This window comes from Saprospira grandis str. Lewin, assembly GCF_000250635.1.
GTDB classification, from domain to species: domain Bacteria; phylum Bacteroidota; class Bacteroidia; order Chitinophagales; family Saprospiraceae; genus Saprospira; species Saprospira grandis.
Genome location: NC_016940.1, coordinates 3,485,537 through 3,510,760 on the forward strand (window position 1 = coordinate 3,485,537; position 25,224 = coordinate 3,510,760).

Genomic DNA, 25,224 nt, shown 5'->3' on the forward strand with positions numbered 1-25,224 from the left:
TTCTATCTTGGAAGCAGGGGCTTTTAAGCTCCTGCGGCGAGCAAGATTATGGCCCAAGCAAATTGGCTGCGGCCTTTAGGCTGCAGATAGGAGACTGTTTAAAATTTTGTGTATGGGCTAAAAAAGGGGTAAAGATTAGGAGGTTTAATATCAATTTAATTACTTAGAAAAAAAGTACCGCTATGGACAAGAAACAAGAAGAGTTATTAAACCGCCTACTAGGAGATGTGAAGAACATTGAGGAGCTAGACAAGCTAACAGATGACCTCAAAAAACGAGGAATTCAAAGTTTGTTAGAAGGAGAAATGTCAGCGCATTTAGGGTATGCTCGTGGCGAAGAAGTCCAAGGAGAAAATCGCAGAAATGGCCATTCTTCAAAGAAGATCAAGACGGAAAGTGGCAAATTACAAATAGAAATACCAAGAGATCGAGAGGGTAAATTTGACCCTGTAACGGTCCCCAAACACAAGTCGATGACGGCTAAGCTAGAGAGTGTGATTACACTATTGTATGCTAAAGGTATGAGCCTGTCTGATATAGTAGAGTATATGGATGAAATTTATGGGCAGCAGTACTCTAAGAGTCAAATTACAACCATTACCAATAGCCTCTTAGATAGCATTCGAGAGTGGCAAAATCGGGTTCTTGATGAGAAGTATGCGATTCTTTGGATTGATGGGATTCACTATAAAATTAGAGAGGATGGGCAGATTAAAAGAGACTGTTTAAAATTTTGTGTCTGCCCTTTTTGCTGCCTAGGGACAAGCCCCTAGGCTAGCTTTTTCAGACAGCCCTCTAAAGAGGGCCTTTGGATGAGGTCCTTCTCTGCGACAACAACTGAACAAGAGCTTGTATATCAACAGTTGAGGCCCTCGCAGAGGGTTGAACCCATTAGATTAGCCTAGGGGCTTGTCGCCTAGGCGATGATTGGCCAAATCCTAAGCAGCTAAGGCCCAAATTTTATTCTAATACACAAAATCCCGAACAGTCCCGATTAAAAGCAAGGTTTGCATGATTGTACTTGGGGTTAATTTAGCAGGCTATCAAGACATTATTGGCATGTATCTCTTTGAAAAAGAGACTGCTGCAAATTGGGCCACAACTTTGAATGACATTAAAACAAGAGGGGTAAAGGATATTTTATTTATCTGCTCAGACAATCTAGCTGGCTTGGACCAAAGCGTTGAGGCCGTCTTTCCTCAGGCAGCTCATCAAATTTGTGTGGTCCATCAAATTCGCAATTCTATGAAGGTTGTTGAAGCCTCTAATAGAAGAAAAGTGGCCAAAGATATTAAGCTCATTTATACAGCTCCTAATGAAGCTGAGGCCAGAAATCGGCTTCAAGATTTTGAAGAAAAATGGGGTGATCGCTATCCTTACATCATTAAATCTTGGGAGAAAAACTGGGACAATCTCACTGTCTTTTTATACTATCCTCAAGAAATCAGAAAGCTTATTTATACCACAAATATTATTGAAGGCTTTAATGCTGGCCTGAGAAAATATACCAATAACAAACGCTCATTTCCAAATGATGCTGCGGCCATAAAATCTATCTATTTAGCCGCTATGCAAATTCAAAAACGATGGAAGGTCAAACGAGCTGGTTGGACCAAAGTTTTCAGCCAGCTTTGTGTCTGTTTCCCTGACCGGGTCATCTAAATTTTACCACTCGCCTCCTAGTCTCTATTGACCAAATTTTATTCTGATACACAAAATCCTGAACAGTCCCCAGATAGCGGCGCAGCCGCCATGGCCGAAGGACAAATAGCCCAACAAAACCTTTACGCCCTATTCTGCAGCTGCAAAACGGCATCCTACAGTTGCGCTAAGCTATTCGCAATTTGTGAAACGGCAATTGTAAAACGGGTTATGCTATTCGCAATTTGTGAAACGGCAATTGTAAAACGGGCTATGCTATTCGCAATTTGTGAAACGGCAATTGTAAAACGGGCTATGCTATTCGCAATTTGTGAAATGGCAATTGTAAAGCGGGGGATGCTATTCGCAATTTGTGAAATGGCAATTGTAAAGCGGGGGATGCTATTCGCAATTTGTGAAACGGCAATTGTAAAGCGGGGGATGCTATTCGCAATTTGTGAAATGGCAATTGTAAAGTGGGGGATGCTATTCGCAATTTGTGAAATGGCAATTGTAAAGCGGGGGATGCTATTCGCAATTTGTGAAATGGCAATTGTAAAGTGGGTTATGCTATTCGCAATTTGTGAAATGGCAATTGTAAAGCGGGGGATGCTATTCGCAATTTGTGAAACGGCAATTGTAAAGTGGGGGATGCTATTCGCAATTTGTGAAATGGCAATTGTAAAGTGGGTTATGCTATTCGCAATTTGTGAAATGGCAATTGTAAAGTGGGGGATGCTATTCGCAATTTGTGAAACGGCAATTGTAAAGTGGGGGATGCTATTCGCAATTTGTGAAATGGCAATTGTAAAGTGGGGGATGCTATTCGCAATTTGTGAAATGGCAATTGTAAAGCGGGGGATGCTATTCGCAATTTGTGAAACGGCAATTGTAAAGCGGGGGAGGGACTGTTCAGAATTTTGTGTATCCGAATAAAATTTTGAGAGGGACTGTTCAGGATTTTGTGTATTAGAATAAAATTTGGGCCTTTAGCTAGTTAGGATTTGGCCGATAGTCGCCTAGGGGCTTGTCCCTAGGCAGCAAAAAGGGCATACACAAAATTTTCTACAGGCCCATATAGCAGGCGGCGCAGCCGCCATGGCCGAAGGCCAAACGGCCTAGCGATGTGCAGCAGTGCGGCGCAGCCGCAGACCAAGGCCGTCAGGCCGCAGGGCCGAGCGAATAGCGAGCTGCAGAACGTAGCGCCTGCCGCAGGCAGGAGGCCCCAAAACAAGAAGAAGATAGATGTTAATAAAAAACCCTATATTTAGAGACACACTATAACAGACAAGCCAAAATACCTATGGAATCTATCAACTTTGATCAAATACAGATCTCTTCGGGCTGGACGCCCAGTAGCAAGGAGGAGCTAGAAAACCAATTGGACAACCTATTTAGTAGTAGTTTGGATGCTTTGCGAGGGACCTGGGACCTGAGCAACTCGGCCAATGTCTTGCTGAGCCTTATCTTTTATAAGCGCCTGATTTGTCTACAAGAAGAAGGCGAATTGGCCTTCATTAAGATTTCGGAAAAACAACGGCAGATCCTACACAATTTTAGGCAGCAGTTGGCCCAAAACAAACAGCAGGCCTTTGGCGATTTGCGAGATGCCCTGGTGGCGATTTCTAGGGCCAACCCCTCTTTAGAAAATATTTTTGCCCCCCTAATGGTGGCCCTACAAGACAAGGCCGATGCCCAGCATCTGGCCCGAGTATTTGGCCTATTGGAACAGGTCGATTTTTCGCTCAAGCAGTTTTCTATTGCGCAGTTTGGGGCCTTCTTTAATAAGAGCCTGAGCCGAGCGGCCCAAAGAAGGGGCAAGGCGGGCGGTAGCGCCACTACGCCGCTTTTTCTCAATAAACTCATGGCCCTTTTGCTCTCTCCCAAATCGGGAGAATCGGTCTATGAGCCTGCGGCGGGACAGGCCGCTAGCCTAGTGGCCCTTTTGCAAGAAGCCAGCTCCCTAAATATTTTGGCCCAAGAGGTCGATCAAATTACCTGGGCCTTTTGCAAAATGAATTTGCTCATGAATGGGGCCTATGAGGCCGTGGTGGAGCAAAATAATAGCCTGCTTCACCCGCCCCAACCCCCTCAGCAATTTGATCTGGCCCTGGCCAATTTCCCCTTTGGCGAAGAAATCGATCTGCGAGCCGTTAAGCATCGATCTTATGTCAAACTGCCCCTAGATGTGGGCCAAGAAGAGACCGATTGCAACAGCCTTTTTGTACAATTGATGTTGGAGCAACTCAATGAGAATGGGCGAATGATTGCCGTTTTGCCCATGCGGGCCCTCTTCAAAGAGCGGCAAGAGCGCCGTTTGCGAGAGTACTTGCTTCGCCGCGATGTGGTGGATGCCGTGATTACCCTGCCGCCTGGCCTGCTCTATGCCAGCCAAGCGCCCATTTGCCTGCTCTATTTGCACAAAAATAAGCCCGCCAAACGCAAGGGGAAAGTCCTTTTTATCAATGCTTCACAACTGCAACCCACCTCCAAGAGTCGGGTGCGCCATCGTTTGGAGAGTCAGCAAATTGCGGCCATCGTTTCGGCTTATCATAGCTGTGGAGAGAAAGTGCCGCAGGAGCTAGCCGGCTATGTGGTGAGCAAAACGGTAGAGCAACTGCTCGAGCAGCGGGCCAATCTGAATGCCAAGCGCTATGCGGCCCCCTTTATTCAGGAACTAGAGGCCTTGGCCGATCAAAATGCCTTGGTCAAGGTACAAGAAGTGATGGCGGGAGAGTTGCCAGCGCTTTGGGTGCATAAAAAAGAGCAGCAGTTTCATGAATACCCCTTTGTGAGTAGTCGAGATTTGGCCCTGCAGTTTGCCGATTATCAGTTGGCCCTGCCCAAACTTTGTCCCTTTGGCGAACAGGAGGAGGAAGAAGGGCGGATCTTGCAGCATTCGGCCTTTTTGGTCAATCGGAAAGGCAAGCGCTTGCGAGCCAGCTATTTTGAGTATACTGGCCAAGCCATTATTGTCAGCAAATCGGTGCTGGTTTTTGATTTGCAGCAAAAGAAGATCAACAAAGAATACTTTTTGGTCCAATTGCATCAAAAGCTGTTTTTGGCCCAGTTCAATATGTTTAGAACCGATCATGAAGCCTTGCAGATATCGGAGCGGGAATTTGGCCAATTGCAAATGCCTTTGCTCAGCCTAGAGGAGCAAATCAAATTGGTCCAAGAAACCAAATGGTCTTTGCTCAAAGAAGAAGAGCATAAGGTGGAAACCCTGCGCAGCCGCCTCAATCTGGATAAGCAAACGGCCCAAAACCGACAAATGCGCATTATTTCCTCTTTGCAGCATGAACTAGGCAATCGTTTGCCCGCTATTTTGACCGAGCTCAAAAATATTAAGGACTTTCTAGGCGATAAAATTGAGGAGCAAACGCCCCTGAGCTGGAGCGATTCTATTTATCCCCTTTTTGAGGGCGAAGAAGCCGAAGAAGAGGACCAATTGGGTAAGGTGGTGCGCAAAATTGAGAAACAACTCATTTATACCATCAATAGCATTGATGCGGCTAGCAACATCATCTCGGCCGATAAGGAGCGCATGCAATTGGAACATCTATTGTTGCGCGACTTTTTAGAGGATTGGGCCCAACTTTATGCCCAAGAAAAACAGTTCTCTATCCAAATTGAGGTAGAAGACGATGAAAGAGGCCGAGAATTGCCCATTGCCACCCTCATCGACCGAGCACAACTGGCCACGGCCCTGAGCAATTTTGTAGAAAATGCCCGCCGCCATGGCTTTTCTAAGGATAAAAAACATCTGATCCGCTTTTCTGTTTCTTTGCTAGAGGAACAAGAAGAAGTATTGATAGAATATAAAAATGATGGAAAAGCTTTCCCAAATTCTTTTACCTTTGAGGATTTTGTCTCCTACGGCAATTATGCCGGCGATACTGGACATTCGGGTATCGGGGGCTACCTCATCCACCAAATTATTGAGAATCATGAGGGCAGCCTATACTATAAGGAGCAAATAGATAAACGCGACCCCTTTAAGGTGCAATTTGATATTATTTTGCCCTACAGAAAATAAGAATATGAGTAAAAAACGCCGCCGACCAATACAGGTTTTAATGATTGATGACGATCAACAATTTGCTAGCCCCTTTATTAAGCGGGCCCGCAAGTATCAGGTCCTCATTACCAACAAAACAAACTTGCAAGAGGGCCTACACGAGCTACAAAATAACAGTAAATATCAGGCTGTTATTCTAGATGGCAAGGCGCCTATTCATCCACAACAAGCCAAAGGAACCGAGGCTGAAAACTTTGTGCATGAGGCCATTATGCGCCTCCGAGAGATGGAGCTGCGCCAAGAACGCCCCCTGCCTTTTTGCGTGCATACGGCCTGGAAAGTGCAGCTAGAGCCTAGCCTGCGCCAAAGGGCCGCCCTATTCGACAAAAAGAAAACGGCCGTAGATGAAGACGAAATGCAAGCCCTTTTTGAGTTTCTGCATCAGGAGGTGGGCCAACTAGAAAATAGCAAAATCAAACAGCAGTATCCCGAGGTCTTTGACTTTGCCGACCGCTATCTGGACCAAGAAGATGTTTCGCTCTTGCTCAGCATCTTAGCCGATAAATCAATGGCTAAAAGAGAGCAAATGCTGGAGCGACTGGCCTTTGTCCGCCGCCTAGAAGAGTCTATTCTCAACGTCTTTTGCCGAGAGGCCCTCAAGGTCGATCCGCTGCTATATGGAATGGATGGACAAAGCCGAACCAAAGACCTGATCGAGCTCATTAAGGTCCGAAAACTGGCCCCTATGCACGTCTCTTTTCTGACCTATATCATTTATGCCACCCTCAGCAGTATTGTGCAGCATAAAGCCCCAGAATCTAGTGAGTATTACAATTATCCGATCACGCCTTATACCGTCAAAACCTTTATCAATGGGCTTTTAGACATTATTCTCTGGGTAAAGGATAGTATCGAAAATGGCTTGAGAGAAGGCAGTATTATGCACGATTTTCAACCCCCTCGATAAGGATTTGGGGCCTCCGCTGCGGCTTCGCCTTGCGGCGCTATGTTGCAGGGCTTGGGTTGACCCACTTTTAAAAATAAGCTTAAATTAGCTCTAAATCAAGATTTATATGGACAGTACAAATGTATCTTCATTTATGTTAAATAAGCAATCAGTAAGAGTATGTTATAGATTAGTAGAGAGTCTAAAAAATAATCCTAACCCACATTTAACAAATGTAGCAAAAACTGATGCAGACCGTAAGGCTTTCATGAGGTTGTTATCAAACAAAAATCTTACTGAGGAATACATTCAATTTGAGTTTATTGGCAAAAGTAGGGAGTCTATGAAGGTGGTTGAAGAAAAGCTTCTGGCCTTTCACGACACCTCTGAAGTTGTACTGAACAAGCAAAGAAATAGACTAACCGACAAAGAGGGTTTAGGCCCTGGAGGTCGGGAAACAAATTTGTCTGTATTTCTTCACATGGCTCTACTATATGGTCGAGAAAGCTTTCATTATCATGGCTTAGGAGGTATTCAGCTTTATAATCGATATAAAAATAGAGTAACTTGTAAGGAGGCTGAAAATAGAAATACGGGTCATTTTAGAGGTGAAATTACGAGGTGGAAAATAAATGTAGAAGAGACAGAATCTGCGTTAAAAATAATTAACGACCTAATTGATATTTTACATGTTTGTGATCGAGAAGGAGATGTTTATCCTATGATGGAAAGTTTTTTCAGACAGCATATTAAGTTCTTGATTCGGTCTCGAACAGATAGACGAGCAACGATTTGGGAGGATGGCAAAAAGATTCCATTATGTGATGTCTTTGAACATTATCCAGCAGACTTTGAGACGACAGAAACGGTCAAGAGTAGCCGTAAAAAACTTAACGGGAAGAAGCTAGTTATTCGATCTAAAAAAGTGACTTTTGCCGTTCCCAAATCTTGTAAGTATGTTCTTGGCGAACCAAAGCCTAAGTCAATGACAATCAATGTTATTGAGGTTTTTGAAAAGGGCAAAGGTTTTTCAAAATCTGCCGCTAGAAAAAGAAGCCGAACAAAAAAAGATCATGATGATAAAACCATCAGTTGGCGCTTACTCACAAATGAAGAAATCAACAGCGAAGAAGAGCTCTTAGAGCTTGTTCTTTGCTACCGCAAGAGGTGGTTAATTGAAACATACTTTAAATATTTAAAATCAGATGGCTTTGATATTGAAAATATATGTTTGAAAACAGGTAAAGCTATCCGCAAAATGATACTTATGGCAATCAGTGCATCTGACAAGGTCCTTAAGCTTAAAGAAGCTGGACTTAACCAAGATAATGAGACTCCAGCAACCTCTATTTTCACAGAAGATGAAGTAGAAGTCTTAGATCTTATATTTAAACAATATCTAAAAGGCGAAAGCCAAAGCCCTTCTTTGCGCAATCCATTCACCTCTAAATCAATAGCTTGGGCCTATTGGATCATAGCGAGGTTGGGCGGATTTAATGGCGCAGTGAAGAAAACTAGGCATGCCGTATCCGTCAAAAAAATAGGACTAGGATTAGAGAGATTCATATTTATGTATGATGGATATCGATCCCTAAATTGACACCGCTATAAAAAGTGGGTCAACCCAAGGTTGCAGGGCTCGCAGGTCTGCTCGGCCCTTCAGGCTTCACTTCGTTTCGCCTTCGGTCTGGCCTTCGGCCACCCCTTCACAGCGCTAGGCCGCTCCACCGTTTTTTTTGCTTTGGGCGCTTTTCTTCGGCGGTTAATAGAAAGAGCTGGTTATATGTGTATTTTAAGTAAAAATAAAGGTTGTTCTTTTTGAGTCTACCCCCGATTAAAATAAATCCTATGAAAACTATAGTTGGATTAACACATCTCTTGATTGGATTTTCTCTTCTACTAACTGCCTGTACCAATGAAAAGAGGACTCCTGTAGAGAAAGAGGATTGGCATTGTTGTACGTTTATAACTGATATGCCTTCATACAGTTCTGAGGAGGGGGAGTCATTTAGTCATCTTTTAGAAATAGAGAATTATTCTCCAGAAATGTTCGATCAGATTCCATTTATAGAAATTGCAAAAAAATATGTAGATAGCTGCACTCATCATTTACCCATTAAGGGGATCACCTTTTTGATTGATTTGTCGGAAATGAGGGCTATGGGGCAACATCCAGCCAATTATGACTATTTGATTCCTTATTTAGTTGAAAATGATGGCTATATACTAAACCTTTTTTTTGATCTTGATTCTGACACATTTAAGATAAAAAGTGCATTTTTATACGAAAATAGAGACTTTATACCTTATGAAATACCAGGAAATATTAAATAGGGCTGCTAGCCGTTACTTAGTTTTTGCATGAAGCTGCTGGCCAGAAAAATTTGGACAAATGGAACCATCTTTTTAGTTTCCCTTGTTAGAGCTGCTGAAAAAAAGTAAAATTAAATCATGGATAAGGTAAGAGTAGATAAGTGGTTATGGTCGGTCCGTATTTTTAAAAGCCGAACTTTGGCCAGTAATGCCTGCAAAAAGGGGCATGTACGTGTAGATGGGCAAATTCTAAAGCCCTCTTCTTTTGTGAAAAGAGGCGATTTGTTGGAGGTCCGAAAAAACAACTTCAATATGCGCTTTAAGGTGGTCGATCTGATCGAAAAGCGGGTATCGGCCAAATTGGCAGAGCCTTGTTATGAGGACCATACGCCAGAAGAAGAGCTCAATAAATTTAAGGCTTGGTTCATGAATGGCCGAGCGGCAGAATTTAGAGAAAAAGGCGCTGGCCGTCCCACCAAAAGAGATCGCCGCCAAATTGATGGCTTTAAAGAAGGCGATAGCATGCTAGAACAATTGGACTGGGAAGAGGAGGAATAAGCTTTCTCTTGGACCATAAAAAGCCCGATCTACCTTTGTAGATCGGGCTTTTTTATCTTGGCCCCAAGGGCAGCGCTTGGGCTGTGGGGCTGTCCCCACAGCATCGGCCTAGGGATGGTAACTAGTGGCCGCAGGCCAGACCGAAGCGCGCAGCGCTGAAGGGCCGAGCGAGCAGCGAGCTAGTGCACAGCCCGGCCGCCGCAGGCGGCAGGCCCCAAAAAATAAACTACTTATCCTTCTTCTTAAACTGCTTGAAGAATTGGGCCCAAGCCATGGGGTTGAGGACGGGCATAGCCTGCTGTTGTCCCTGATAAGAATAGCTGCTGGCTTGTTGGCGGAGGTAAAGCGAGGCATTTTCTCGGCCATCCATATCCATTTCTTCCTGCATGGCAAGTAGTTGTTGGCGGCTGAGCTTGCCCTCGGCCAAAGCCTGAAGATTTTGGGCTTGGGTGGGTTGCATGGCTAAAAACTCTGCTCTAAAGTTGTTGCGATCGGGCCAAGGGAAAACCAAAACCTCCGCCATATTGATATCCTCGGTTTCTAGTTGGACCACAATAGAGCGATAGAGGCCCTCAAAATCTTCGGGGATCGTAATTTCTTGGGTCGCAAAGCCTACAGCCGAAAACTGCATCGTTTCGCCCTTTTTGACCACAATAGAAAACATACCGTCCATATTGGCATAGGTACCGCGCAGGCCATTTTCTACGGCCACCGTGGCAAAGGGAATCGGGGCCACCTTTCCGTTGGGGCCAGGCGTAATCACAATACCCGTCACCTCAACAATATCATCGACCGAAAGCGGCTGGGCTTGGCTCAACTGAGGCAGGGCGAAAAGAAGAAGGGGGAGAAAAGAAAGCAAGTATTTCATGCGTTTTATATTTAGTAAGTCTTAATGATCAAATTGGAGAAGCTGCTTAAAGGTCCTCTGCCAAAGCAACGCTAATTTGCACTTTTTAGTTGGTCTTTCCATCCCAGATAGGGAAAAAAGCGTCTTCAAAATGTTTGATGGCTTCATGGGCCGAAAGCTGAATGGCAATCACATCAAAACGGATTTCCTCCTCATAGTTTTGAGCATGCATATAGGCTGCAGCTGCCTCAAAAAGAAGCTGTTGCTTTTTGGGGGTAACGGCTAATTCGGGTGGACCAAAAGCGGCGTTTTTTCGGGTTTTGACCTCTACAAAAACAAGGATATTCTCCTTAAAAACAATCAGGTCTATTTCGGCCCGCCCATAGCGCCAGTTTTTTGCCTTTAACTGATAACCTTGCTTCAAAAGGTATTCTAGAGCCATCTTTTCGCCCAAGATGCCTATCTTGTGATGTTTTGCCATAATTTTTTTATCTTTCGCAGCTTTGACAAGCTGCACCGCAATAGAAGTAGTATACTAAAACATACGATATATACATAGCTTGAAAGGGCTATTAACAAAATCTTGAAATTATCATGATGAATGAACTAATCAAAAACTTTGGCGCTCAGTTGACGGAGGCCATTGCAATCGGCGAGAATATAACATTAACTGCTCCTAAGCAGGAATTGCGCAATATTGTGGTTGTGGGAATGGGCGGCTCTGGTATTGGGGCCAACTTTGCCAAGGAATTCACGGCAGAGGAGCGTCCTTTGCCCATGGAAGTGGTTAAGGGCTATGATTTGCCCAATTATGTCAATCCCCATAGCTTGGTCATTTGCTCTTCTTTTTCGGGCAATACCGAAGAGACCCTAATTGGCCTAGAGGCAGCGATTGCAAAAGGGGCCAAAATTGTTTGTGTCAGCTCTGGGGGTAAAATGAAAGCCTTGGCCGAAGAGCATGGATTAGATTTCGTTCAATTGCCACATGCGGGTAGTCCTCCCCGCGCTTGTTTGGGCCTTTCTTTGGTGCAGCAGCTATTTATCCTAAAGTTCTTTGGTTGTGCCAAGGCCGAGCGCATCGAGCAGCTCAAGCAAAGTATCCTTTTGCTAGAAAAAGAGCAGGCCGACATCATGGAGAAGGCCAAGAAAATGGCGCAGTTCATGAGCGGCAAGTTTCCCGTTCTCTATACCCATGATCGTATGGGATCTGTTGTTTTGCGCCTGCGTCAGCAGCTCAATGAAAATGCAAAAATCCTTTGCGGCCATCATCTAATTCCCGAAATGAACCATAACGAATTGGTAGGCTGGCGTAAACAAGAGGGCGATTTTGCTGTCTTGATTTTTAGAAGCAAGTTTGAGCATGAGCGCAATCAAGCCCGTATTAAAATCAATAAGGAAATCATTAACCACTATACCCAAACCTTGATCGAGATCAAACTTAAGGGCGATAGCTTGATTGAAGAGGCTATGTATGCGGTACATTTGGGCGACTGGATCTCTTGGGAGCTTTCTGTTTTGCGCCAAGTAGATGCCACCGAAGTAAAAGTGATTGATTTCCTAAAAGGAGAATTGGCCGGCCAAGCCTAAATAATAAGCTGGTCCAAAAAACAAGCAAGATGAGCAAGAACGTAAAAGTAGAAGAACTCGGCCGCATCAATTATGAGGAGGCCTGGGCCTACCAAACCGAACTTTTCAATGCCTGCATTGATCGTAAAAAGCGACAAAGAGCAGGGGAGGAGCTAGAGCAGTTTGGCCATTTTCTATTTTGTGAACACCCCCATGTCTATACCCTAGGCCGAAATGGCAAAGAAGCCCATTTACTACTCGATGAGGCGGGCTTGCAAGCCCATGAGGCCAGTTTTGTGAAAATTAACCGGGGGGGAGATATTACTTATCATGGCTTGGGCCAAATTGTGGGCTACCCCATTTTGGACCTCGATTGCTTTTTTACCGATATTGGCCGATATATCCGCAGTATCGAAGAAATGGTGATCCGTACACTGAAAGATTATGGCATTACCGCCGGCCGCATCAAAGGTGAGTCTGGCGTCTGGCTAGATGAAGATGGCCCCAATGCCCGCAAAATCTGCGCAATTGGGGTGCATCTGAGCCGCTGGGTGACGATGCACGGCTTTGCCTTTAATATCAATACCGATATGAGCTACTTCGGTCATATCATTCCCTGTGGTATCCAAGATAAGGGCGTGACCTCCCTGGCCCAAGAATTGGGACGGCCCGTAGCAGAAGAGGAGGTCAAAAGTTTGCTTTCTCGGCATTTTGCAGATATCTTTGCAGCCGAATTAGATTTTAGCCTAGCGCCAAATTTACTACAGCATGAAAAATGATATTCCCATTAAAAAAGTAGAAGGGGTGGGCCTCGCTATTGTTCCCGCTGCCGACGGCTTTTGGGATGTCTACCTACTTAACCTCAAAAAAGAACCCATCAAGCAGTTGATCGTCTCGGCTAGAGGCTATGGCCGCCTAAATGATAAGGAGGTGGAAACCGCCAATATCCGATACTATTTTGAGGAGGTACCCCCAGGCTCGTTCCAAAAAATTGAACCCCTGCACAAAGATCTCGTGCAAATGGCCAATGAATATTGGATCAGCTTTTTATGGAAGGATTATATGTACGACCGAAAGTACGTCTTTGTGGCCGGTAGTATTCAGGCCGCTTACTTTACACATATTCCCATTCTTGACGAATTGGGCGTTTTAATCAAGTAAAAATTTATGGACCCTAAAGAGGAAAAGGAATTCGAGGATGAACCCTTGTTCGATTGGTATGAGTATAAAGCCGATCCCGGACAGGAACCCATGCGATTAGATAAGTTTCTGATGCAACGCATGGAGCGCATGACCCGATCTAAGGTGCAACGTGGTATCGAGGCCGGCTATGTGACGGTAAACGATAAGGAAGCCAAAAGCAACCAAAAGATTAAGCCACATGACTTAATTAAGGTGCGCTGGCGCCGCGCTCGCCCAAAAGGAGAGGTGATCGCCCAAGATATTCCCTTAGATATTCGCTATGAAGATGAGGAGGTCCTCATGGTCTACAAACCCGCTGGCATGGTGGTCCACCCCGGTGTGGGCAATTATACCGGCACCCTCGTCAATGCCCTCGCCTGGCACTTTAAAGATTTGCCCCAAGGCAATGGTAGCTACCCCGGCCTGGTGCACCGTATCGATAAATTTACTACGGGAATTCTGGTGGTGGCCAAAACCGAAGAGGCGATCCAACATCTCTCCAAGCAGTTTTTTAATCACACTATTAAACGGAAATATCGCGCCCTAGTCTGGGGCGATGTAGAGGCCGAAGAGGGAACAATCACTGGCCATATTGGCCGCGATCCCAAAAATCGCAAACGCTTCTGTGTGCATGAAGATGAGGAATACGGTAAACATGCCGTGACGCATTATAAGGTCCTCAAACGCTTTGGCTATGTGACTTTGGTCGAATGCCAACTGGAAACAGGACGGACCCACCAAATTCGCGTGCACATGAAGCATATTGGCCACCCGCTCTTCAATGATGAGCTCTATAATGGTAACCGCATCGTCAAAGGAACGATCTTCAGTAAGTACCGACAGTTTGTCGAGAATTGCTTCAAAATCCTTCCTCACCAAGCCCTACACGCTTATTCTCTGGGCTTTGAACATCCCAAAACAGGAGAGGAAATCTATCTGGAAGCCCCGCTGCCCGATTATTTCCAACAAGCCCTAGATAAATGGGAAAAATATACCGAGGGCCGTTTTAAGATTTATGACTAGATCTTTTCTCCCTCACTAATCGCAGTAGAATTTCTATTCTGCTGCGATTTTTTTTTGGGGCCTCCTGCCTGCGGCAGGCGCTACGCTGCGGGGCTCGCAGGTCTGCTCGGCCCTTCAGGCTTCACTTCGTTTCGCCTTCGGTCTGGCCTTCGGCCACCCCTCCGCATCGCTAGGCCAAATGGAAGTCCTTCGCTTCCTATTTCCACCAAAGTATTTTGTGCCTAAAGGCCCAAGCCCAAGCCAAACGATAGTTCCGATAGCCCAAGCGCCCTAGCCGCTCCCGCCACTCTCGACCCAAAAAAGATTTCTGAATGGAAAGCAGTCCATCATAACGGACCATCGGACTAGCGCCCAACAGTTTTGTCACTAAACGAAAGAGAAAATGGGCCAATTTCGAGCGCTCTAAATCATTGACAATGCCGCCCCATTGGGCCTGCGCCTTTAGCTGTAGGAGCAGACGGTCCAAGGCTTCTTCCTCAAAATGATGCAGAAAGAGGGCGCAATGGGCCACATCAAATTCTAAGGTCGCAAATTCTTCCCCAAAAACATCAAGTTGGGCATAACGGATTTCTGGAAAATCACTGGACCACAAACGGGCTTGCTCCAAACAGTAGGCATTGGCATCTATCCCCAGCAAATCTAAGCGGTAGCCTTTTTTTCGGCCCCAAAGGGCAAAGGCGCGCAGGGCATCACCGCCCCCGCAACCCAGATCCACCAAGCGCAAAGGCTTTTCTTTGGGCCAAGTTTGCAGCAGTTGGGCCAAGGCGGCCTGACTAATCGCCAATCCCCCCAATAGTTTATTCACCCAGGCAATTTGCTCCAAAGTGGCCTTGAGCTCTGGCCCCTCCATCTCCAAATCATCCATGATTTCTTCTTTCTCCGACCGCTGTTTAAAGTAGAGCATTCCAAGGCGTTAATGGACGGCCATGCGTCCAGCGAATAATTGTCTTTTGCATAAAGGGCAAGCCAGCAAATAGCTGCACGCCCAAATTGGACCAAAAGGGGCGGCCAAAGAAATGTTGCAGCTTTCGCCCCGCCTGCAACCTCAAGCTATAGTTTTTCTGCCAAGCCGCCGCATATTGGGCCAAAAATTCAGCTTGACTCAGTTGGCCCTCCAAATATTGGGGCACTAAGGCTTGCATAATGGCCGCAGAACCTATGGCCATGGCCATCCCATTGCCCGAAAGCGGATAGATCAGGCCCGCAGCATCGCCCAACATGGGCAGCCCTTGCTCTACCAAAGGTTTGGGCCTAAAATAAATATTGCTAATGCTCAAGGGCCGAGAAAAAATGGGCCTAAACTCCCGAAACGCTTGCTCTAAATAAGGGTTTTGCCCCAAAATAGTACGCTCCAACTCCTTGATGCTACCCGCCCGCTTGAGCTGGACTTGCTCCACCAAATAACAAAGGTTGATTCGGCCATCTTCTACTCTAGATAAGCCGCAATAGCCCCCCTCAAAGTTGTGCAGGGCCACCAAATCTTCCGGGAAATCGCCCTCATAATGGCATTTGACGGCCATAAAGCCCGCCCGCTCTTGCATGAACCCCCGCTCAAGCTGCCGATCAACTAAAGAGCGCTTGCCTTGTGCGCCCAGGACCATTGCGCCTCGGTATTGCTGCCCTTGCTGGCTGTGGAGCAGCCAGTTTTTTGGTCCAATTTCTTGCAGTTGATTGACTTTTTGCCCCAGCGCAAATTCTACCCCCGCCGCCAAGGCCAACTCATAGAGCTTTTGGTCCATCCGATGACGAGACAAACCAAAACCTCCTAAAGGCAAAGTAGTTTGGACCTGCTTCCCCTTTAAGGAGCTTAGGGCAAAACGCCGAATATCAACGGCTCCATGAGCAAAAGGATCAAAGCCCAAGCTGTTGAGGTAGGGCAGTACCTCCTTAGAGATGTATTCCCCACAAACTTTGTGAAAGGGATACTCCTTTTGCTCAATGAGCAGGACCTTTAGCCCTCTTTTGGCCAAAGGAAGGGCGCAGCAGAGGCCAGCAAGACCTCCACCAATGAGGATGACATCATAAAAAGGAGTGGGGGATGGGGAAGATAGGGCCACAGCTTAGGGGTTAGTATTGGTCCAAGTTAATTAAGACAAGGGTACAGGCCGCCATGATTTCCGCTTGGGGCAGAGCCGCTTGCAGACGTTGTTGGAAGGCGGGGTTTTCTGTTCCTGGATTAAAGATAATGCGCTTAGGGGCCAAGGCAACAATCTGCTCAAAGTATTCTTCTTGCAGCTCTGGGCGGAGATAAAGCGTAATGCTATCTACAGCCAAATCGGCTGGAATGCTAGTTAAAATATCTAGCTCTCCAGCGGTTTTTCCCGCTCTGTAGCCCAAGGGATAAACGGTTTCTCCAATGGCTAAAAGGCGGCGGGCGGCCTCATAAGCGTAGCGGTCGGGCTTGCTAGAGGCCCCAATAATTAAGGTACTCATTCTATTTTGGTTTAATGATAGTAATGAAAGGAAATAGCGCCCTAAAAGTTTTGAACCGCCGCCCTTTTTGGTCCTATTGCAGGGGACAGGCGGCGAAGCCGCCGCAGGCTGAGGGGCTGTAGCAGGGCCGCCGAAGGCGGCAGACCCAGGCGGCAAAGCCGCCGCAGGGCCGAGCAGACCTGCGAGCTGCGCAATGGCCCGACCCGCCCGCAGGGCGGGGCAGCCCCAAAAAAAAGAAGTTGTAAACCTACAACTTCTTCTTCTTCGCTTCCATAAAGGCAAAATGGCCTAGTAGCGGAAATTTTTCACGGTATCGACAAAGACCTTGACATTGTCTAGGGGCGTATCGGGATAAACGCCATGGCCAAGGTTGGCAATATGGTGCGGACCAAAATCCTTGAGCATTTGAGTGGCTTGGGCCTCAATGGTTTTGGGGTCGGCATAAAGGGCGCAGGGGTCCAAAAGCCCTTGCAAAACCTGATGCTGACCAAGTTCTTCCCGCAATTGCTTGGGGTTTTGGGTCCAGGTACAGCCCAAGACCGAAGCCGAAGTGGCCGCCATTTGTGACATAGAGTGCCAGGCGCCTTTGGCAAAAATCGTTACGGGAACGCTGCTGCTCAAGCCCTCGGCGATGCGGGCCATATAGGGCAAAGAAAAGGCGCGGAAATCGGCTGGGCGAAGCACGCCGGCCCAAGAATCAAAGAGTTGGATGAGGTCGGCTCCAGCGGCTACCTTTTTCTTGAGGTAGGCCAAAGTCGTATCGGTAATCTTTTGCAAAAGCAGATGGGCTAGCTCTGGCTCTTGGTACATGAGCTTTTTGGCCTTAGAAAAGGTCTTGCTACCTTGGCCTTCAATCATATAGCAAAAAATGGTAAAGGGCGCACCGGCAAAACCGATCAAGGGGACCCGACCATCTAGCTCTTTCTTGGTGATTTTTAGGGCCTCATAGACATATTGTAGCTCCTCGGCAGCGGCATCGCCAACCAACAATTGCTCAATATCTTTGGCGCTTTCAATTGTTTTAGGAAAGCGAGGTCCTTTCTTTTCGACCATCTCATAAGGGAGGCCCATGGCTTCGGGAATAACGAGAATATCGGAGAAAATAATGGCGGCATCTACCCCTAGTTCATCTACGGGTTGGATGGTGACCTCTGCGGCCAATTCGGGCCGTTCGACCAACTCCTTAAAGCCAGAAAGACTATTGCGGATGGCGCGGTATTGAGGCAAAATGCGTCCAGCTTGACGCATCAGCCAAACGGGCGGACGTTCTGTGGCTTCGCCTTTGGCCACCCGGAGAAACAAATCATTTTTTAGCATGCTGAGAAGCTTCTAGTTGTTTTTTATAATAGGCATAGACCTCTAACTGCGAGCGAAAGGGCCTTTGACCTTCATCAATTTTGTAATGGTTGGACAGCTTGGGGTCCAAGATTCGGGCTTTGACATTGTCTTTGAGCTGCAAATTTAGAAAATCTTTAATTTCTTCTTGCAAGCCCTTGTCATAAATCGGAAAAGCGCACTCAATTCGGTAATATAAATTGCGCGTCATCCAGTCGGCAGAAGATAAATAGATCTTGTCCTCTCCCGCATTATGAAAATGATAGATCCGAGAGTGCTCTAAAAAGCGATCAACAATAGAGATGGCCCGAATGTTTTTGGAGTAGCCCTCGATGCCCGTCTGCAAACCGAAAATCCCCCGAACAATAAGGTCGATCTTTACCCCCGCCTCGCTGGCCTCATAGAGTCGGCGAATCATGCGGTGGTCTTGCAGACTATTTAGCTTTACGGTAATTCGGGCTTCTTGGCCTGCCTGGGCCAGCTCTATTTCTCGGTCAATCATGGCATAGATGTTTTTCCGCATCCGAAATTGCCCCACCAAGAGGTGTTTAAAGGGCTTTTTGGGCAGCTCGCCATGTTCTAAATAGTTGAGGACTTTATCGACCTCTTTCGTAAGTCGTTTATCTTTGGTAAAAAAGCCATAATCTTCATAGAGGCGGGCGGTGCCCTCATGAAAATTGCCCGTACTGAGGTAGCAGTAGTCTTGTAGTTTACCTTTTTCTTCTCTAGAAATAGATAGAATTTTGGAGTGCACCTTGAGTTCGGGCAGACTATATTTTACGATAGCGCCCCATTTCTCTAGTTTTTCGGCCCAATCCAGATTGGCTTCTTCATCAAAGCGGGCTTTGACCTCCACAAAGACCATTACCTCTTTCCCTTCTGCAATGGCCGAGCGCAAAGCCGCAATGATTTGCGAATCTTTGGCCACCCGATACTGCAAAATCCGAATGCGTTTGACATCGGGATCATAGGCGGCCTGCTCTAATAACTTAATGACGTAATTGTAGCGCTGATAGGGGTAATGCACCAAATGGTCCCCTTCACTAATGCAATCAAAAAGGACCTGCGCCTTAGATAAGGTAGGATGTTTTAGCGGGGGCAAGGGCTCATCTTGCAGATGCTGTAGCCCAAAGTTGGGAAACTGAAAAAGGTCAAAGTTGTTGTGATAACGGCCCTCGGGTTGGAGGTCGCTGCTCTTCACGCTAAAGGCTTGCATCAGAAAGCGCAACAAATTGGCGGGCATATTTCGGTCATAGACAAAGCGGGTGCTGGCCCCAATATTTCGCTTGTTCAGCCCCTTGCGGATCTTCTCAATCAGATCGCCCGAATATTCATCTTCGAGGTACATTTCTGCATCTCGGGTCATCTTGAAAGAGTAGCTGTTTTCTATACTATAGCCCGGAAAAATCCGAGGCAGGGCATAGCGCACAATATCATCCAACATGATGATCAAGCGCTCGTTTTCTTGCTCGGAGGGCAAGACCAAAAAGCGAGGGAAACGATGAGAGGGGATGCGCACCACGGCATAACGAGGGGTCCGCCCTTTGGTCCCCAATTCTACCCCCAAATAAAGGGCATTATTGATCAGGAAGGTCCGAATCTTATGCTTGACAATCAGCATGGGCTGCAGATAGGGGATCAGCTTTTCTTCAATGTATTTATCCAGAAAATCGGTCTGGGTTTTCTTCAAATCGGCCTCCTTGACCAAATGAATATTGATGGCGGCCAAAAGGGGCAAGATGTGTTTCTGATAAATTTCGGTAAACTCTAGTTGTTGTTGCCGCACGGTTTCATTGATGCGGTCCAAAACTTCTTCTGGCGGAAAGTCAATGGCCTTTTTGGTCCGCTTGCCCAAGCGAATTAGGCTCTTGATCGAGGCCACCCGCACCCTAAAAAACTCATCCAAATTAGAGGAGTAAATCGCTAAGAATTTAATGCGTTCAAAAAGAGGAACCGAAGGGTCTTTGGCCTCTTGTAACACCCGATAATTAAAGGCCAACCAGCTCAAATCGCGGTTGCTGTACGGAAAGTTTTCATCTGTTCTGATCGTTGCCATAACCCAAGTTGTCTGTCTGTTGTTTGTAAAATCGCTTTGCCTACAAATATAGAAACTTGAGGGATAGATTCTGGAATCTGCTTTTTTTTCTTCTCGATTCTATCCTTTTTTTGGGGCCCGCGGCCGGCTAGGCCTTTGGCCTAGGTCGGCCGCCGCTATGCTGCGCCGCTCGCAGGTCTGCTCGGCCCTGCAGCCCTGCGGGCTTTGGTCTGGCCCTTCGGGCCACGGCTGCGCAGCGCTGGGCCAATTGACTCTTGGCCTTTAAGCAGAAAGTCAGCGCATTTTAGCCGCTCAAAATAGAAGCGTCTTCATAATTTAAGCGCTAAGCGCCTCTGGCTAAACAGTAGTAGGGGAGTCCCCGAAAAAAGCAATAGGACAATTTAGATGCCCCCACAGTTAAATGTAACGATCCAGACGGCTGTGGGGAATCCCCACAGTTAAATGTAACGATCCAGACGGCTGTGGGGAATCCCCACAGTTAAATGTAACGATCCAGACGGCTGTGGGGAATCCCCACAGTTAAATGTAAGGATCCAGATGGCTGTGGGGAATCCCCACAGTTAAATGTAACGATCCAGATGGCTGTGGGGAATCCCCACAGTTAAATGTAACGATCCAGATGGCTGTGGGGAATCCCCACAGTTAAATGTAAGGATCCAGATGGCTGTGGGGAATCCCCACAGTTAAATGTAAGGATCCAGATGGCTAGGGGGAATCCCCACGGCTAAATGTAACGATCCAGATGGCTAGGGGGAATCCCCCAGCTTAAATGTAACGATCCAGATGGCCAGGGGGAATCCCCCAGCTTAAATGTAACGATCCAGATGGCCAGGGGGAATCCCCCAGCTTAAATGTAACGATCCAGATGGCTAGGGGGAATCCCCCAGCTTAAATGTAAGGATCCAGATGGCCAGGGGGAATCCCCCAGCTTAAATGTAAGGATCCAGATGGCTAGGGGGAATCCCCCAGCTTAAATGTAAGGATCCAGATGGCTAGGGGGAATCCCCCAGCTTAAATGTAACGATCCAGATGGCTAGGGGGAATCCCCTAAAGCCAAAAAAAGTCCGCAATACAAATTGTACTGCGGACTTTTGTTTCTTGCGATTATCTTTCGCCATAAAAAGAAGTCATTTAGAGCTCTCTAGACCTTTGTTCTCAGATAGGCCACTACTTTTTCCCAATCTTCAAAGGGTGTTTGGCCAAAATGGATATGTTCTCCGCCAAAGCGATCGGCACCATTCTTTAGGCGGTCATCAATAAGGAAGTGGCCCTGATTGAGCTGCTTATTATGAGAGAGAATAAGGCGTTTGTGGGCATTTTGGCCCAGATGTTTTTTCACCCAGAGCAGCTTGTCTGACCAAGCCGAGGGGTTTTCCCAAGGAGCGGTAGACAATAAATAGGCATCAAATAATTGGCTGAGCTCTTCAAAGGCGGCCAAAGCTCCTGATAGGGGCTGCATGAGGGAAAAAATACCGGGTACCTCATCTAGGCGGCCCTCATATTGGGCCAAGGTATCGGCAGAAAGCTGGGCAAAGGCCGAGGGAAAATCCACCAGCACATTGTCCATATCAAAATAAAGGATCTTTTTCATCTTAATCGGTTTGATTGACGCTATAGGCCGTTTCCACTAGGTCACGGTAAAAGCCATCGGTTTTCTGCATTAGGGTTTGGTGATCGCCCATCTCCATTTTTCGTCCTTTATCGAGGACCAGAATTTGGTCGGCATGTTGAATAGTCGACAGGCGGTGGGCAATAATAATAGAGGTTCGTTTGGCAATCAATTTCTCAATAGCATACTGTATGATGCCTTCTGTTTCGGGATCAATAGCCGAGGTGGCCTCATCTAAGATCAAAATATCGGGATCAAAAACAAGGGCCCGAACAAAAGAGATCAGTTGCCGTTGGCCCATAGACAAGGTGGCGCCTCTTTCCATCACCTGATAGTCATAGCCACCGGGCAGGCGCTCAATAAACTCATGGGCCCCAATCATTTTGGCGGCGGCAATCACCTCTTCCTTACTAATACTTTCCTCTCGCAGGCAGATATTTTCATAGACCGAGCCTGAAAAGAGAAATACATCTTGTAGCACAATAGCGATGCGGCTACGCAGGCTACTGAGCTCATAATTCCGAATTTCGGTATCATCAATAAAGATTTGGCCCTTATGGATATCGTAAAATCGGTTAATGATATTGATAATCGTGGTCTTTCCGGCGCCCGTACTCCCTACAATAGCCATCGTTTGGCCTGCGGGCAGCTCAAAGCTGAGTCCTTTCAGAATCCATTTCTCTACTTCTTCGGCTTTTTTATCTTGTTCATAAGAAAAGTGGACCTCATCAAAGCGGATGCTACCAGCCAACTTCTCTACCTTTTGCTCGCCATTATTCTGGATCTGTTTGTTGCTATCAATGAGGTTAAAAACTCGATTGGCGGCCACCAGTCCCATTTGCAGGGAGTTGAATTTATCGGCCAGCATCCGAACGGGGCGGAAAAGCATGCCCAGATAGAGCGGAAAAGCCACTAGCACCCCAATACTTACCTCTTCACTAAGGACCGATTGGGCCCCATACCAGACCATGAGGCCCAAAGAAGCTGCCGAGAGAATCTCGACCATAGGGAAGAAGATCGCATAATAAAAAATAGAGCGAATGTTGGCCTCCGTATAGCGTTTATTGATTGCATCAAACTTTTTGAGCTCTTGCTGTTCGGCATTAAAGATCTGAACGATGCGCATGCCCGTGATGCGTTCCTGCAAAAAGGCATTCATCTTAGACACCTCCGTTCGTACGCTTTCGTAGGCCTTTTTCACGGCCTCCTTAAACCAATAAGAGCCCCAGATGAGCAGGGGCAGGGTAGTTAGGCAGACCAAAGTGAGGCTCCAGCTAGAATAAAGCATAATGCCCAGCACAAAAATGAGGGTCAAAACATCGGCAACAATTGTAATGGCACCTTGAGAAAAGACCGTATTGATCGTTTCAATATCATTGATAGTGCGGGTGGTAGAGTTACCGATTGGCGTGCGGTCAAAGTAGCTTAGCCGCAGGCTATTGATATGTTTAAAAACCCGCAATCGCAGGTCCTTAATTACGGATTGGCCCAAAAGGCCAGTAATATAAGTAAAGAAATATTGCAGGGCGCCTTCAAAGAGTAAGACTCCAAACAAAAGGCCTACTATCCAGAGTAGACCTTGATAATTGCCGGCAAGAATATATTGATCCACACTCAATTGGACCAAATAGGGCCTGAGGATGGCCAGAGGGGCCAAGACAATAGAGAGGGTTGCGGCGGTAATAAAAATAAATCTGTAGGGGCGGACCAACTTGAGCAGCCGAAAGAACAGCTGACGGTCGGCATAATTGCCCCTTTCTTGATTAGCGTTAGACATGCAGTTGGTTTAGCGAATATGCACAATTTCATCATAAACACGGAGAGACTTCAAAAGGTTGAAGTCCTGTTCGCTTTTACAAATGAGCTGCAAACCGATAAATTTCTGATTTTCGTGTTGGTTAATAAAGTCCATTTTCAGGACCTCTTCAATTTCCCAGCTGCCCAGCTCTTTGCCCAGCTTGGTCACTAGTTGCATACCGGCCTGAACCTGGCCTTCTTCTACATCGCCCAGAATGACGATGCGAAGTTTTTTTAGAAATCCGTAGACCACACGAACGCGGAAGCGGTTTGCTGTGGGTTTAGCTTGTTTTTTAGACATAAGGTTGTTGTTTAGTAGTTGTTTTTTTTGGGGCTGCCCCAGCGCGGAGCGCTGGGTCGGGCTGTGTCAGGGCTCGCAGGTCTGCTCGGCCCTGCGGCGGCTTTGCCGCCTGGGTCTGGCCTTCGGCCCCCCTTATCCATCCCTCAGCCGATAGGGCAAGGTGGGCACTGAGGGGCCGAGCCCCTCAGGAGAGCGGGCGCAAAGCGCCCGTCCTGCCTAAGTCATTAGGACCAGTTGGTCTCTGCGGCAATGAGTAGTTGGCTGGTGCAGCCAATATGCTCTTCGAGTAAAATTTCTTTATTTTCTCTAAGCATATTGAGGGCTTCATCGGTTTGGTGGCGCAGGCTAATCAGTTGGAGATCGCTGCGCAGTTCGGTCATATAGGCTTGGGCCAGTTCCTCGAGCAGGCCGCCTAGCTTTTGGGGTTCATAATTGATACAGACCGAAAAAGCCAGGGCGGTATTTTGGGTCATATTGACCTTAATACGGTGTTTTGCAAAGCTAGCAAAGAGGGCCGAGAAGCGGGCTTCATCTACAAAATGAAAATCTTTGGCCTTAATTTTTAGTAGGGCTTGATTTTTTTTGACCACAAAAATCGGCGGGTATTGTTCGACCTCTTCGGCAGAGACCAGGCTTCCTCTTTCTTGGGGTTGGACAAAGGACTTTACCCAGAGGGGAATATTTTTATTTTGGAGGGGGCGTAATGTTTTGGGGTGGATCACTTGTGCCCCATAATAAGTCATTTCTATGGCCTCGGCATAAGAGATATTATCGAGTTGGATGGTATTATTAAAGATGCGGGGGTCTGCATTGAGCAGGCCGGGCACATCCTTCCAGATGGTTAGTTCTTGGCTATTGAGGCAAGAGGCAAAAATAGCGGCGGTATAATCGGAGCCTTCACGGCCCAGGGTGGTGGTGAAATTCTCGCTACTACTGCCGAGAAAGCCTTGCGTAAGGACCAATTGATTTTGGAGTAGGGGGGGGACGATCTTTTGGATGCGGTTTTGGGTTTCGCTCCAATCCACTTGAGCGTCGCGATAATTGTTATCGGTGAGGATACAATCGCGGACATCCAGCCAATGTGTTTTTAGTCCTTCTTCATTGAGGTAGGCGGCAAGGATGCTAGTAGAGAGTAGTTCGCCTAGAGAGACAATCTGGTCATATAGGTAATCATAGCCATCTTGGGGTTCTTCTTCAAGGATCCATTCTACATCGACAAAAAGGTCATTGACCTCATCATAGATAGGGTGTTGGGGGTTATTGAAAAGGCCTTGGAGTAGTTCTAAATGTTGTTGGCGGACGGCTTGGAGCAGAACCTCTGCTTGGCCTGTTTGTTGCACATAAGCCAGCACTACTTTCTCTAGGGCGTTGGTTGTTTTTCCGGAGGCGGAGACGACGACCAATAGATTTTCTTGTTGATATTGGCGAAGGATTTGGACCACATTTTTGATTGCGGGCACATCTTTAATAGAAGCGCCACCAAACTTGAAAACAGGCATAAGGGCAATTTATTAAATAAGGTAAAACTTGTACTTATCTACTTTAGGTAAAGTGTATAAGGCAAAGACTGCTTGATCTGTTTGCAAAAGTACAATG

At 46.7% G+C, this 25,224-nt stretch carries 21 protein-coding genes and 2 pseudogenes; 12 read left to right on the forward strand and 11 right to left on the reverse strand.

The window, feature by feature from the left end; genetic code table 11:
- Positions 1–182: 182 nt before the first annotated feature.
- The 8 genes and pseudogenes from SGRA_RS15370 to SGRA_RS15405 form a co-directional block, all read left to right on the forward strand.
- Positions 183–716, forward strand: a pseudogene (locus SGRA_RS15370) (transposase); the annotation flags it as partial.
- Between the two features lie 268 nt (positions 717–984).
- Positions 985–1,662: pseudogene (locus SGRA_RS15375) on the forward strand (IS256 family transposase); the annotation flags it as partial.
- 210 nt (positions 1,663–1,872) lie between these two features.
- A complete protein-coding gene (locus SGRA_RS24145) occupies positions 1,873–2,577 on the forward strand; it encodes a hypothetical protein (RefSeq protein WP_015693697.1) in 705 nt (234 codons plus the stop codon).
- A gap of 367 nt (positions 2,578–2,944) precedes the next feature.
- Positions 2,945–5,680, forward strand: coding sequence for an N-6 DNA methylase (locus SGRA_RS15385; RefSeq protein WP_015693699.1), 2,736 nt, complete (start codon positions 2,945–2,947; stop codon positions 5,678–5,680).
- A 4-nt stretch (positions 5,681–5,684) separates the two neighbouring features.
- The gene (locus SGRA_RS15390; RefSeq protein ID WP_041329712.1) at positions 5,685–6,629 is read left to right on the forward strand and encodes a hypothetical protein; all 945 of its coding nucleotides are present in this window, start codon (positions 5,685–5,687) and stop codon (positions 6,627–6,629) included.
- 133 nt (positions 6,630–6,762) lie between these two features.
- Positions 6,763–8,208, forward strand: a complete 1,446-nt coding sequence (locus tag SGRA_RS15395; protein WP_015693701.1) for an IS4 family transposase — start codon at positions 6,763–6,765, stop codon at positions 8,206–8,208.
- Positions 8,209–8,456: 248 nt separating this feature from the next.
- Positions 8,457–8,942, forward strand: a complete 486-nt coding sequence (locus SGRA_RS15400) for a hypothetical protein (protein WP_015693702.1) — start codon at positions 8,457–8,459, stop codon at positions 8,940–8,942.
- 117 nt (positions 8,943–9,059) lie between these two features.
- Positions 9,060–9,479, forward strand: a complete 420-nt coding sequence (locus tag SGRA_RS15405; protein WP_015693703.1) for an RNA-binding S4 domain-containing protein — start codon at positions 9,060–9,062, stop codon at positions 9,477–9,479.
- A 226-nt stretch (positions 9,480–9,705) separates the two neighbouring features.
- Here the strand turns inward: SGRA_RS15405 and SGRA_RS15410 are convergent, their stop codons facing one another.
- Together SGRA_RS15410 and SGRA_RS15415 are read right to left on the reverse strand one after the other, a co-directional pair.
- The gene (locus tag SGRA_RS15410) at positions 9,706–10,347 is read right to left on the reverse strand and encodes a carboxypeptidase-like regulatory domain-containing protein (protein ID WP_015693704.1); all 642 of its coding nucleotides are present in this window, start codon (positions 10,345–10,347) and stop codon (positions 9,706–9,708) included.
- An 85-nt stretch (positions 10,348–10,432) separates the two neighbouring features.
- Positions 10,433–10,807: a YraN family protein gene (locus SGRA_RS15415; protein ID WP_015693705.1), complete on the reverse strand. Its 375-nt coding sequence runs from the start codon at positions 10,805–10,807 to the stop codon at positions 10,433–10,435.
- 113 nt (positions 10,808–10,920) lie between these two features.
- On the opposite strand from SGRA_RS15415, the gene SGRA_RS15420 reads away from it, so the two are divergent.
- Genes SGRA_RS15420 through SGRA_RS15435 form a run of 4 tightly spaced genes read left to right on the forward strand, consistent with a single transcriptional unit; the run spans position 10,921 to position 14,097 of the window.
- Positions 10,921–11,913 carry a bifunctional phosphoglucose/phosphomannose isomerase gene (locus tag SGRA_RS15420; RefSeq protein WP_015693706.1) on the forward strand — a complete coding sequence of 331 codons (993 nt, stop codon included), beginning with the start codon at positions 10,921–10,923 and terminating at the stop codon, positions 11,911–11,913.
- 29 nt (positions 11,914–11,942) lie between these two features.
- Positions 11,943–12,671: a lipoyl(octanoyl) transferase LipB gene (gene lipB / locus SGRA_RS15425; RefSeq protein ID WP_015693707.1), complete on the forward strand. Its 729-nt coding sequence runs from the start codon at positions 11,943–11,945 to the stop codon at positions 12,669–12,671.
- Positions 12,661–13,053: a hypothetical protein gene (locus tag SGRA_RS15430; RefSeq protein WP_015693708.1), complete on the forward strand. Its 393-nt coding sequence runs from the start codon at positions 12,661–12,663 to the stop codon at positions 13,051–13,053. Before lipB ends, SGRA_RS15430 begins: the two co-directional genes overlap by 11 nt.
- A 6-nt stretch (positions 13,054–13,059) precedes the next feature.
- Positions 13,060–14,097: an RluA family pseudouridine synthase gene (locus SGRA_RS15435; protein WP_015693709.1), complete on the forward strand. Its 1,038-nt coding sequence runs from the start codon at positions 13,060–13,062 to the stop codon at positions 14,095–14,097.
- 196 nt (positions 14,098–14,293) lie between these two features.
- On the opposite strand, the gene SGRA_RS15440 is transcribed toward SGRA_RS15435, so the two are convergent.
- The 9 genes from SGRA_RS15440 to SGRA_RS15480 all read right to left on the reverse strand — a co-directional run bounded on the left by SGRA_RS15440 (position 14,294) and on the right by SGRA_RS15480 (position 25,127).
- Positions 14,294–15,001, reverse strand: coding sequence for a methyltransferase domain-containing protein (locus SGRA_RS15440; RefSeq protein ID WP_015693710.1), 708 nt, complete (start codon positions 14,999–15,001; stop codon positions 14,294–14,296).
- Complete coding sequence (locus tag SGRA_RS15445) at positions 14,988–16,154, reverse strand: NAD(P)/FAD-dependent oxidoreductase (protein ID WP_015693711.1); 1,167 nt, start codon at positions 16,152–16,154, stop codon at positions 14,988–14,990. The genes SGRA_RS15440 and SGRA_RS15445 overlap by 14 nt, the downstream gene beginning before the upstream one ends.
- 10 nt (positions 16,155–16,164) lie before the next feature.
- The gene (locus SGRA_RS15450; protein WP_015693712.1) at positions 16,165–16,530 is read right to left on the reverse strand and encodes a CoA-binding protein; all 366 of its coding nucleotides are present in this window, start codon (positions 16,528–16,530) and stop codon (positions 16,165–16,167) included.
- 288 nt (positions 16,531–16,818) lie between these two features.
- Positions 16,819–17,847 (reverse strand): uroporphyrinogen decarboxylase, encoded by a 1,029-nt coding sequence (gene hemE, locus SGRA_RS15455; RefSeq protein WP_015693713.1) that lies wholly within the window; start codon positions 17,845–17,847, stop codon positions 16,819–16,821.
- Positions 17,834–19,921 carry a polyphosphate kinase 1 gene (gene ppk1, locus SGRA_RS15460; protein WP_015693714.1) on the reverse strand — a complete coding sequence of 696 codons (2,088 nt, stop codon included), beginning with the start codon at positions 19,919–19,921 and terminating at the stop codon, positions 17,834–17,836. Before ppk1 ends, hemE begins: the two co-directional genes overlap by 14 nt.
- A gap of 1,141 nt (positions 19,922–21,062) precedes the next feature.
- A complete protein-coding gene (locus SGRA_RS15465; protein WP_015693716.1) occupies positions 21,063–21,512 on the reverse strand; it encodes a 5' nucleotidase, NT5C type in 450 nt (149 codons plus the stop codon).
- A 1-nt stretch (position 21,513) separates the two neighbouring features.
- Positions 21,514–23,307 carry an ABC transporter ATP-binding protein gene (locus tag SGRA_RS15470; protein WP_015693717.1) on the reverse strand — a complete coding sequence of 598 codons (1,794 nt, stop codon included), beginning with the start codon at positions 23,305–23,307 and terminating at the stop codon, positions 21,514–21,516.
- Between the two features lie 9 nt (positions 23,308–23,316).
- Positions 23,317–23,628 carry a hypothetical protein gene (locus tag SGRA_RS15475; RefSeq protein ID WP_015693718.1) on the reverse strand — a complete coding sequence of 104 codons (312 nt, stop codon included), beginning with the start codon at positions 23,626–23,628 and terminating at the stop codon, positions 23,317–23,319.
- Positions 23,629–23,852: 224 nt separating this feature from the next.
- Positions 23,853–25,127 (reverse strand): aspartate kinase, encoded by a 1,275-nt coding sequence (locus tag SGRA_RS15480; protein ID WP_015693719.1) that lies wholly within the window; start codon positions 25,125–25,127, stop codon positions 23,853–23,855.
- Positions 25,128–25,224 lie beyond the last annotated feature (97 nt).